10 protein-coding genes are annotated in these 10,518 nt (G+C 65.7%); 4 read left to right on the forward strand and 6 right to left on the reverse strand.

Features of this window, described 5'->3' with window-relative positions:
- Positions 1–226 precede the first annotated feature (226 nt).
- Positions 227–1,831 carry an acyl-CoA carboxylase subunit beta gene (locus CXY73_RS03055; protein WP_104176800.1) on the forward strand — a complete coding sequence of 535 codons (1,605 nt, stop codon included), beginning with the start codon at positions 227–229 and terminating at the stop codon, positions 1,829–1,831.
- Complete coding sequence (locus CXY73_RS03060; protein ID WP_104176801.1) at positions 1,831–2,079, forward strand: acyl-CoA carboxylase subunit epsilon; 249 nt, start codon at positions 1,831–1,833, stop codon at positions 2,077–2,079. Before CXY73_RS03055 ends, CXY73_RS03060 begins: the two co-directional genes overlap by 1 nt.
- Positions 2,080–2,395: 316 nt before the next feature.
- Here CXY73_RS03060 and CXY73_RS03065 read toward each other — a convergent pair whose 3' ends face one another.
- Genes CXY73_RS03065 through CXY73_RS03080 form a run of 4 tightly spaced genes read right to left on the reverse strand, consistent with a single transcriptional unit; the run spans position 2,396 to position 6,895 of the window.
- Positions 2,396–3,445 (reverse strand): hypothetical protein, encoded by a 1,050-nt coding sequence (locus CXY73_RS03065; protein ID WP_104135599.1) that lies wholly within the window; start codon positions 3,443–3,445, stop codon positions 2,396–2,398.
- A complete protein-coding gene (locus tag CXY73_RS03070; RefSeq protein WP_233198107.1) occupies positions 3,445–4,809 on the reverse strand; it encodes a sensor histidine kinase in 1,365 nt (454 codons plus the stop codon). The genes CXY73_RS03065 and CXY73_RS03070 overlap by 1 nt, the downstream gene beginning before the upstream one ends.
- A 25-nt stretch (positions 4,810–4,834) precedes the next feature.
- Positions 4,835–5,539: a response regulator transcription factor gene (locus CXY73_RS03075; protein ID WP_233198108.1), complete on the reverse strand. Its 705-nt coding sequence runs from the start codon at positions 5,537–5,539 to the stop codon at positions 4,835–4,837.
- A gap of 39 nt (positions 5,540–5,578) precedes the next feature.
- On the reverse strand, positions 5,579–6,895 hold the full coding sequence (locus CXY73_RS03080; RefSeq protein WP_104176802.1) for a class I SAM-dependent RNA methyltransferase: 1,317 nt from the start codon (positions 6,893–6,895) through the stop codon (positions 5,579–5,581).
- An 81-nt stretch (positions 6,896–6,976) separates the two neighbouring features.
- Here CXY73_RS03080 and CXY73_RS03085 point away from each other — a divergent pair, with 81 nt between their 5' ends.
- Both CXY73_RS03085 and CXY73_RS03090 read left to right on the forward strand, forming a co-directional pair.
- Positions 6,977–7,633, forward strand: coding sequence for a nucleoside triphosphate pyrophosphatase (locus CXY73_RS03085; RefSeq protein ID WP_104176803.1), 657 nt, complete (start codon positions 6,977–6,979; stop codon positions 7,631–7,633).
- A gap of 79 nt (positions 7,634–7,712) precedes the next feature.
- Positions 7,713–9,485 (forward strand): biotin carboxylase N-terminal domain-containing protein, encoded by a 1,773-nt coding sequence (locus CXY73_RS03090; RefSeq protein WP_104135595.1) that lies wholly within the window; start codon positions 7,713–7,715, stop codon positions 9,483–9,485.
- Between the two features lie 273 nt (positions 9,486–9,758).
- On the opposite strand, the gene CXY73_RS03095 is transcribed toward CXY73_RS03090, so the two are convergent.
- Entirely contained in the window at positions 9,759–10,070 is a 312-nt protein-coding gene (locus CXY73_RS03095; protein WP_233198109.1) for a hypothetical protein, read from the reverse strand.
- Between the two features lie 255 nt (positions 10,071–10,325).
- Positions 10,326–10,518, reverse strand: a 193-nt coding sequence (locus CXY73_RS03100) for an LPXTG cell wall anchor domain-containing protein (RefSeq protein ID WP_158254010.1), incomplete at its 5' end; no start/stop codon positions are given.

Consider the following 10,518-nt stretch of genomic DNA (forward strand, 5'->3'; position numbering starts at 1 on the left):
GCTAATTCAGGATATTCGCACAAATCGGCCTCAAAACACCGTGTTTTGGCCGATTTGCGGAAGGATTTCCTGAATTAGCCACGGGAAGGCGGGAGAGACTGAGAGTTGCGGGCGAATTGCGGCTGAAGAAAAGTGGTCCTGGAAGAGGAAATGACCAGTGTTGCGGGGCAAAGTTGTGGAACATCGTCAACGGGAAGCGCCCGGGGCGTGCCGGTAGAGTGAAAAGGTGACTGACAAGACGCCCGCCGCGGCCCCCGATCTGTATACGACGGCGGGAAAACTCGCCGACCTCAAGCTGCGCTATCACGAGGCCGTGACCGCCAGCGGGGCAACCGCAACCTCGAAGCAGCATGCCAAGGGCAAGATGACCGCCCGCGAGCGCGTCGACCTGCTACTCGACCAGGGGTCCTTCGTAGAACTCGATGAGTTCGTCAGGCATCGCACCGTGGCCTTCGGCATGGAGAAGAAACGACCCTATGGCGACGCGGTCGTCACCGGAACCGGTACGATCCACGGCCGCCAGGTGGCCGTGTACTCGCAGGACTTCACCATTTTCGGAGGGTCGCTCGGCGAAGTCGCCGGCGAGAAGATCATCAAGGTGATGGACCTCGCACTGAAGACCGGCGTGCCGATCATTGGCATTCTCGACTCCGGCGGAGCGCGAATTCAAGAGGGCGTGGTGGCCCTCGGCAAATACGGCGAGATTTTTCGTCGCAACACAGCCTCATCCGGTGTCATTCCGCAGATCTCGATCATCTGCGGCCCGGCCGCCGGCGGGGCGGTCTATTCCCCCGCGCTGACCGACTTTGTGATCATGGTCGACAAGACCAGCCAGATGTTCGTCACCGGTCCCGACGTGATCAAGACCGTCACCGGCGAAGACGTCGGCATGGAAGAGCTCGGCGGCGCCCTCACCCACAACAAGGTGTCGGGTGTCTCGCACTACCTCGCGAGCGACGAGCCTGATGCGCTCGACTTCGCCCGCGCCTTGCTGAGCTACCTTCCCGACAACAACCTGGCCGAGCTGCCCGTGTTCGACAGCGAGGTAGAGCTCGAGACAACGGATGCCGACCGTCGCCTCAACACGATCATCCCCGATTCGCCCAACCAGCCCTACGACGTGAAGACCGTCATCGAGCACATCGTAGACAACGGCGACTTTCTCGAGACGCAGCCGCTGTACGCGCCGAACATCGTCGTCGGATTCGCCCGGGTCGAGGGCCGCTCGATCGGGATCGTCGCCAACCAGCCCAACGCCATGGCCGGCACGCTCAACATTGAGGCAGGTGAGAAGGCCGCCCGCTTCGTGCGGTTCTGCGATGCGTTCTCGATCCCCATTCTCACCCTGGTCGACGTTCCGGGTTTTCTGCCGGGCACCGACCAGGAATGGACTGGCATCATCCGTCGCGGGGCGAAGCTGCTCTACGCCTACGCCGAGGCCACCGTGCCGCTCGTCACCGTCATTCTGCGCAAGGCCTACGGCGGCGCGTACATCGTAATGGGTTCCAAGCAGCTTGGTGCCGACACCAACCTGGCCTGGCCGACCGCGGAGATCGCCGTCATGGGCGGCCAGGGCGCCGTGAATATTCTCTACCGCGCCGAGATCAAGGCGGCCGAGCAGGCCGGCGAAGATGTCGCTGCCGTGCGGACGCGTCTGGCCAATGAGTATACCTACAACGTGGCGAGTCCGTTCCTGGCCGCGGAGCGCGGCGAGCTCGACGGCATTATCGAGCCGGCCGCCACGCGCGTATCGGTCGTCAAGGCCCTGCGGGCACTGCGTACCAAACGGGCCACCCTGCCGGCCAAGAAGCACGGAAACATCCCGCTCTGATGACTCCAAACCCCGCAATGTCGAAGCCGTCAGAGTTCGATCCGTCCGAGCTGGTTTTCGTAACCAATCAGGTGAGTGATATCGAGGTGTCAGCGGTGACCGCCGTTATCCGCGGGCTGTTGCGGGAGGAATCCGACGAGCGTCGGGCCGCCCCCGAGCAGCACCGGAGCGCCTGGCAGCGCAACCAGCGGGCAATCCGCCAACCGGTGCACCCCGGCGGCGGCCGCTGGCGCGGCTTCACCGGCTGATCCCCTACGCTCAGTTTCACCTAGCCATTTTGGTCCAGGCCCTGGGCGGGGAATGGGCGGCAGCCGCAACCTCGTGTCTGTCCCCCTAAATGCCGACAGCGGGAATTTGTTGGATAGTGCAGACTGATGAGTGCTCGGTGGGACTCCTGGAGTTTCACCACCAATCATTCGCTGACTAGGGTAAGCGAGCGAATGTTTTGGGGGCGGGAACGGATGGCATTCGGGTTGTCGTCCATTCTCGAATCAGCGCTAGGGGATCAGCTTCGGCTGGTCCCCTTTCGCGTACCCAGGAGCCCCGAACAGGGAGCAGGGGTGCTCAGGCCGAGACTGCGGGCGTGACCTGACGGGGGATTTCCAGCCACAGGTTGACTTCATCGTCACCCGCTGAGTCCGGCCCTAGGGCACTCACGGCAGGGTCGGGGCTCGACAGCCCCACCACGGTCACCGCGACGGTCGCGCTGTCGGCCGCGGTGCGCACAATGATCTTGTCGGCGCTCGTCTGCTCGAGGGCCAGGGCGAGGGCGGCCAGCACGTCGTCGAGGGCAACACCCTCGAGATCGTCAATACCGCCCTCGTCAAGGAGCGTGACGATGGCTCCGCGACGCCGCGCAGCCATGACCTGTTCCCGCACCGCGTGGTTGAGCAGGCGACGGCCTCGAATCTCATCGCGAATAGCCGCTTCGAGAAACCGGCATTCCTGTTGTTCATCCTCGGTCAGCTCACCATTACTCTCGCTGATGCGCCGCAGCATCGGCATGGCGAGGCGCATGGTCTGAGTGAGACGCACCTGGCGCTCGTACAGGTGAGCCTCCTGGGCCGCGTGCCATCCACTCGCCTCGCGCTCGGCTCGGGAAAACTGACGGGCATCCCGGCTGGCTTTGACCAGGGCACGGGAGAGCACCGCGGCTGCGACCACCCAGACCACACTTCCGATGACGCCCAGTCCACCGAGTTCGCCGACTCCGGCCCAGATCACACTGTGAATGACGAGCACGGCCACACCCAGCAGTGCCAGCTGCGGACGCTTGCGGGTGGCGGTGATGGTCATTAGCGCGCCAATGGCGGCGACGTACCAGGTGGCGTAGCCGAGATTGCCCGAGGAGCCTTCGAGCTGGCTGCCCACGATCAGCGGCAGCGCCGCGCTGACCGCGACATTGAACAGCGCCAGCGGCAGCGACATGCGCATCGGACTGCTGGGCCACAGGCTCGCCATTGTCGCGACCACATACAGGCCCATGGCGACCAGGATCGGCACCGATGATGCCGGCTCTTGGATCGAATACAGCCCGAGAATCACGTGATAGCCCGAGAACAGAGCCGCTACGACGAGGGTGAGCGTGCGCGACACCACGACAACAACGGTCATCAGCGATCACCCGCCCGGTCGGCGTCGGCACTGGTGACGGCATGTGCGACCGGTGCGGGCGCAGCTTGAGTTTCGGCGTCGCTGCCGCTATCCGTTTCGCTTTCGCTCACGGCGGAGACCGCGGCCCGCGGCCAGCTGATGACCACGGTCGTACCTTGGCCAGGGCGCGAGTTCACCACGGCGACGCCGCCCACGCTGGCGATCCGGTCGCGAATAGAGACTCGTACGCCGAGCCGGGCACTAGCCACGCTGGTCGGATCAAAGCCGCGGCCGGTGTCGCTGATCTCGATGCGGCATCCGCTTTGATCGTTACCGCAGATCGTCAGGCTGCGCGTTTGCGCTGGGCCGGCGTGCTGCACGCTGTTGACCATGGCTTGCACGCTCGCCGCGTACAGGGCCTCGGCGACGAACTCCGGAATGCTCAGGCCATCGACCCCCAACTCGGCGACGGTGAAAACGCCGGTGTCCGCGGCAGTGCCCCGAAGGCGCGCGACCAAACGGGTCACGTCCGTCGTCGCATCGTCGAGCGTGCGTTCGCCACTGGCCTCCTGCAAGCGGATGATGGCGCTGCGAGCCATCGCCGCGGCCAGTTCGGCTCCCTTGGAATTGCGCACACCGGCGGCCGAGAGCAGAGTCGCGAGAACGCTGTCGTGCACGATCGAGTCGACCTCGACGCGTTCCACCTCGGTCGCGTGATGGCGCACCGCCACAGCGTATTTTGCCAGGGCATTGGACTGGGCGGTGTCGACCTTGTCGGTCGCGTCGCGGAGCACGTAGATGATGATGAGCACGACACCGCCGAGCAGCATGGCGTAGCAGGTGTCGAGGACGGCGAGCAGGCTTTCGGCCTTGCCGCCGGAGGGCAGTCCACGCAAGAGTCCAAAGACGACGGGCGTGACGACCGTGTAAATGATGGCCCAGAGCAGCGGAAACGCGATCGCCGCGCACGAGGTCGCGACGGTGCACAGGTACCAGAGCCACGGTTTGCTGTCGAGAACGACCGTGGGGTCGCGCATGACGAGCGGCCAGACCATCAGGGCAATGAGGTAGCAGGCCGCGACAATGCCGGCCGTAGTGCGGATGCCGCGCCGAACCAGCGTTGCGACTACGAACACCAGAATTGACAAGCCCAGGGCGATTCCGATGGGTACTGCGGAACCGGGCTTGCGACTTTCCAGCTGTACGAGCATGAGCGGCAGCGCCTGGAGCGCGAAGACCACCGCGACGCCGGCCACCGAACGGGACAGCGCGATCTCGATCTGGGCGTGACTGATCGGATTGCGCGGGTGCCGGGGCCGGCCGAACAGGTCGTCCTGGAAGTCGGCCGGACTGACCGTGCCGAACGCCGCCGGATCGGTAGACAACAGGGCTCCCGCTCGGGCGACCCGTTTAGTCACCGCGGTCACCATCGGAGGCGTCGAGTCCTGGCAGGATTCCGTCTTCGACGGCGCGGCGCAGCAGGTCGACCTTGGTCGGCGCTGGGCGGCCGACCTCGACGTACTTTACGCGGATGCGGTCAAGGTACTCCCGCGCGGTGGAGTGCGCGATACCGAGCTGCAGGGCGACCATCTTGAGCGGCAAACCCGAGGCGTACAGGTGTAGAACGTCACGTTCACGGCGACCGAGCTGAGCCTTGGCGAAATCACGATCGGCGTCGATCGCGGTGGCCCACTCGAGATTGTTGAGCACATCGCCGCGGGCGACGGAGGCCACGGCAGCCATGACGGTGGTGGTCGGCGAGGACTTGGGGATGACTCCGGCGGCGCCGGCGGCGAGTGCCTCACGAACCGAGGCCACCCGGTCGGCGATGCTGTGGACAAGCACGGCCGAGCCGGTGCTCGCGACGAGGTGCACATTATCGGTCACGAGCGAACCGTCGCCGAGCGAGAGGTCGAGCACGATCACGTCGCACGCTCGTCCGGCGAGGCCGTCCACGAGTGCCTGAGCGGTCGCGGCGGCGAAAAGCACCTCGTAGCTGGAGTTTTCACACGCGGCCTGCAGGCCCAGTCGCACCGATTCGTGGTCGTCGACGATGCCGACGCGAACGGGCTGCTCGGGGATGGTTGGTGCGGGATCAGGAAGTGCGTGACTCACGATGTCGCTGTCCTTCTGGTTGGCTCGTGTCAAGGATAGCTATTTGCTGAGCAGTGCGACGGCCTCGACGTGATGGGTATTGGGGAACAGGTCGAAGGCTCGCAGGGTGCGCAGCTGGTATCCCTGCTTCTGGAACAGCGCGACGTCGCGAGCCAGGGCCACCGGGTCGCAGGCCACGTAGACGATTTGCCGGGGGCCCAGGGCCACCAGCTGATCAACGACGGCGGTGCCCGCGCCGGAGCGCGGCGGGTCGAGCACGACGGTGGCGGCGGCGAGGCGCGCTCGCTCCGCCGCATCCGCGGTGCGTTGCAGGCGCTGCAGAAAGCGGTCAACCCGGTCGGCCTCGGCCGTGGCTCCGGCCCATCCTTTAAGGTTGCGGGCGGCGAAGACGACCGCTTCCGGGTCGCTTTCGACCGAGGTGATGCGAGTCGACGCGCCGAACTTGTCGCCGACGGCCGCGGCGAGCAGGCCGACACCACCGTAGAGATCGAGGTTGGCGGCCCGCGGGTCGAACTGATCGGGGTCGATTATGTTCTGCACTGCGTGGTAGAGCGTGTCGGCGGCCATGGAGTGCACCTGCCAGAATCCGGACCGGTCGAGTTCGAACTCGCGGCCGTCGACAACCTCGTGAATCAGGCCGTGCGGCACCCGTCTGGGCTTGCCGTTGGCATCTTTGGCCGAGACGAGTACCTGCACGTCTCCCTTGCTTGGCGCAACCAGGTCAATCTTCGCGGCGTTGTGAAACAGGGTGTCGAGCGGGGCGCGCAGCTCGAGTTCGTGTTCGGCGAGCGGCAGATCGTCAATCGGGATCACGCGATGGCTGCGGGCGGCGTACGGGCCGATAGTGCCGTCGGCGGCGACGTGCAGGCTCACCCGGGTACGCCATCCGGTGCCGTCCATCGCGTCGCCGGGGCTGGCCTTGGCGCTGACTGCGACCGGTTCGACGACGACGTCGCTGTCGATCCCGGCCATGCGCTGGAGCGCGTCGGCGAGCACCTGGCGCTTGAGTTCGCGCTGGAATGCGAGCTCGATATGGCCGAATTCTGCACCGCCCGCGCGATCTTCGGGAGCGCGATCAACGGATGCTGCGCTCCAGATGTGCGGCTGGCGTTCCGGGGCGGCGTCGAGCACGGCCACCGTCTCGGCCCGCCAGAAGCTCTTGTGGTTCGCCTCGGTGAGGCGCGCGCGCACCCGCTCGCCGGGCAGGGTGTCGCTGACGAAAATGACGCGGCCCTCATGGCGGGCGATGAAGATTCCGCCGTGCGCGACGTTGGTGATGTCGAGCTCAAGTTCGCTGCCGACCGTTTCGGACGGGGTACTGTCGGCGGCCTGGGACTGATGACTCGAATTGCTCATTCCTTGATGATCCCACACCCCCTCCACCCCTGTGCGATCGAGCCTGATTGAATGGAGTCACCGAAACTGCGAAGGACAAGCATGCGCCTCTACCTGGCCTCCACCTCTCCGGCCCGACTGGCCCTGCTCCGGGCGGCCGGCATCGAACCGGTGCTGATCAACCCTGACGTCGACGAAGCACGCGTCGTCGCCGAGACCGAGGCTGCGGCCGGAACGCCACTCGCGCCGCGAGAACTCGTGCTGCTGCTGGCGCGGGCGAAAGCCGAGGCTGCGGCATCCGCTCTGCTGACAGAACCGCTGAACGGGCTGCTGCTCGGCGGCGACTCGGTGTTCGTGCTGGACGGGGTCATCTACGGCAAGCCGCACACCGCGGAGGCGGCACGGGAACGGTGGGAGCGCCAGCGCGGGCGCACCGGAACGCTGTACTCGGGGCACTGGCTGATCGAGCTGACAGCCGGAGTGCCAAGCAGCGCGGTCGGCGCGGTCGCGGTGGCCGAAGTGACCTTCGCCGACGACCTCGATGATGCCGAGCTCGACGCCTATATCGCGACCGGTGAACCGCTTTATGTGGCGGGAGCGTTCACGATCGACAGCCTCGGCGCTCCCTTCATTATGAGCATCGTCGGCGACCCGTCAACCGTGGTGGGGTTGTCGCTGCCGACGCTTCGACGGCTGGTGCGCGGCCTCGGCCACGAGTGGCCGACCCTGTGGAATCGCCCCGGAGCGCTGGAATTGTAGGCATCCGCAAGAATCTGGCCGGTCTTTTTGTGGGAGAGAACCAAAATGGATGCGGCGCGGCCCAATAGGCTAAGGGATTGTGTCACTCATAACGAAGGTCCTCATCGCCAACCGAGGCGAGATCGCCGTTCGGGTCATCCGTGCCGCGAAGGACAGTGGAATTGTCTCTGTTGCTGTCTACGCCGACCAGGATCGCGACTCCCTGCACGCCCGTCTCGCCGACGAGGCGTACGGTCTCGACGGCACCAGCGGCGCCGAAACGTACCTGGTCATCGACAAGATTCTGTCGATCGCCCGCCGCAGCGGCGCTGACGCCGTGCACCCCGGCTACGGCTTTCTGGCTGAGAACGCCGATTTCGCCCGCGCCGTGATCGGCGCCGGACTCATCTGGATCGGGCCATCGCCTGAAGCGATTGAGCAGCTCGGCGACAAGGTCTCCGCCCGCAAAATCGCCGAGAAGGTCAACGCGCCGATGGCGCCTGGCACCCTAAACCCCTGCAGCGACGCCGCCGAGGTACTCGCCTTCGTCGACGTGCACGGTCTGCCCGTCGCGATCAAGGCCGCCTTCGGTGGCGGCGGCCGCGGCCTCAAGGTAGCCCGCACCCGTGAGGAGGTCGCCGAGATGTTCGACTCCGCCACCCGCGAGGCCATCACGGCCTTCGGTCGCGGCGAATGCTTCGTCGAGAAGTACCTCGACTCCCCCCGACACGTCGAAACCCAGTGCCTGGCCGACCAGTACGGCAACGTCGTCGTCGTGTCGACCCGCGACTGCTCACTGCAGCGCCGGCACCAGAAGCTGGTCGAAGAGGCGCCAGCGCCCTTCCTCACCGAAGCGCAGACGACCGAGATGTATCGCGCGTCCAAGGCCATCCTCAAAGAGGTCGGCTATCTCGGCGCCGGCACCTGCGAGTTTCTCATCGGCCAGGACGGCACAGTCTCGTTTCTCGAGGTCAACACCCGCCTGCAGGTCGAGCACACCGTCTCCGAAGAGGTCACCGGCATCGACCTCGTGCGCGAACAGTTCCGCCTCGCTGAGGGCGGCGAACTTACCTATGGCGACCCCGTCGCATCCGCTCACTCGTTTGAATTTCGCATCAACGGAGAGGATGCCGGCCGCGGCTTTCTGCCCGCGCCCGGCCCGGTGCACGTATTCAAGCCGTCCGGCGGCCCCGGCGTACGCGTCGACACCGGCGTGCAGTCTGGCGATGTGATCAGCGGATCCTTCGATTCCCTGATCGCCAAGCTCATCGTCACCGGCGCAACTCGCGAAGAAGCTCTGGAACGTTCGCGCCGCGCCCTCGACGAGTTCGAGGTCGCCGGCCTGCCGACCGTGCTGCCCTTTCACCGCAAGGTCGTGCGCGACCCGGCCTTCGCCCCAAGCGACGAAAAGCCCTTCACGGTCTTCACCCGCTGGATCGAGACCGAGTTTGAGAACGACATCGAACCGTGGAGCGGCAGCATGGAAGATGCCGCTGGCCCGCAGAAACGCCACAGCATCGTCGTCGAGGTGCAGGGACGCCGTATCGAGGTGACGCTGCCCACCCGCCTGCTGCCCGGCGGCGCGAGCGCGCGCTCGGTCGGCCCGGCCCCCAAACGTCGCGGCGGTCTGCACTCCGTCGATACCGCCACCGGAGACGCCGTGAAAGCGCCGATGCAGGCGACCGTCGTCAAGCTGCTGGTGGCCGAGGGTGACCTGGTTGTCAAGGGCGACCTGCTGCTCGTGCTCGAGGCCATGAAAATGGAGCAGCCCCTCGTCGCCCACCGCGACGGCACCGTCGGCAACCTGGCCGCCGTCGTCGGCACCACTGTTTCCTCCGGCTCCGTGCTGCTGACGGTCACCGACGCCGCCTAGCTTTCGCCCCGACCCCGCCCACAGTTCACGAGTGGCCCGCGAAAACCGGGCGCTGGGACTCAGAGACTAGGAGCGTGGGTCAGTTCTGGTTGGAGTGTTTTTGGGGTTTGATCATGGGTTACGTTTCGGTGTGCTGCCGATTTTACCTTTCGTCGTGGTTTTTGCGTCGGTGGGGGCTATGGGCGGTGCAGCCGAGGTGAGGACCCTCGAAATGCCCTAATCTGCGGATGATGGCCCGGACGGGGACGGCACGCGTGTCTTTTAGGTGGCTGGCTACTCGTCGGCGCTCATCAGTGCCGTCGGGATCGTTGTTTGCTCCTCGTTCGAGCTCGTGGTGAGCCCTTCCAAGAGCTCGAATGCTTTTCCCAAGATCTGTTGTGCTGCCTCGGACTGCGCGACCTTCTTCTTCAAGGCCTCGTTTTCCGCCCGCAGCCGCGCCAACTCGGCGCGATCACGATTTCCCATTCTTTTCGGCGACCTCTCTGACATTGCGACCATTGATGCGGCCCATTCTTCATCGTCGCGAGCCTGCAGCCACCGATCCACCGTGCCCTTCGCGAGGTTGAACTCGCGGAGCAGCCGCACCTTCGCACCACCACGCTCCACGCACTCATTCCAGCGGCGCAGGTACTCAATCCGAAACGCCAACGGAAACGAGCGACACGAGCCAATCTCGGGGATCGTCCCAGTCTCCGCTGGTCGAGCTCGCCGAGACCTCCATCGACCAACGCGACCCTATCTGCGAACCCCGCCCATCCCCCCGCCCGAGCGTGCAGAGTACGCAAAAGACGGCCGTCACCCGCATGATTCGCGTGGTGACGGCCGTCTTCAGTGGATGCGTTACGCGACGCTCCGGCGACGACGCAGCACGAGCACGGCTCCGGCCAGGAGCAGCAGTAGCGCGGCGAAGCCGAGCGGCGCGGTCGCGAATCCGGTTGCCGCGAGCGCTGCGGTGGCGGCATCCGCTGAAATGTACGACAGGTACGTGAGCGTGCCGGTGGCGCTGACCGTCAGGAACGCGACGCGCGACAGG

Source organism: Cryobacterium sp. Y50 (assembly GCF_002929805.1).
Lineage (GTDB): Bacteria > Actinomycetota > Actinomycetes > Actinomycetales > Microbacteriaceae > Cryobacterium.

Bases quoted from the DNA above. Each gene is read 5' to 3' on its own strand.
- CXY73_RS03060 (WP_104176801.1), top strand. From the start codon at position 1,831: ATGACTCCAAACCCCGCAATGTCGAAGCCGTCAGAGTTCGATCCGTCC.
- CXY73_RS03065 (WP_104135599.1), bottom strand. From the start codon at position 3,445: ATGACCGTTGTTGTCGTGGTGTCGCGCACGCTCACCCTCGTCGTAGCG.
- CXY73_RS03080 (WP_104176802.1), bottom strand. From the start codon at position 6,895: ATGAGCAATTCGAGTCATCAGTCCCAGGCCGCCGACAGTACCCCGTCC.
- CXY73_RS03085 (WP_104176803.1), top strand. From the start codon at position 6,977: ATGCGCCTCTACCTGGCCTCCACCTCTCCGGCCCGACTGGCCCTGCTC.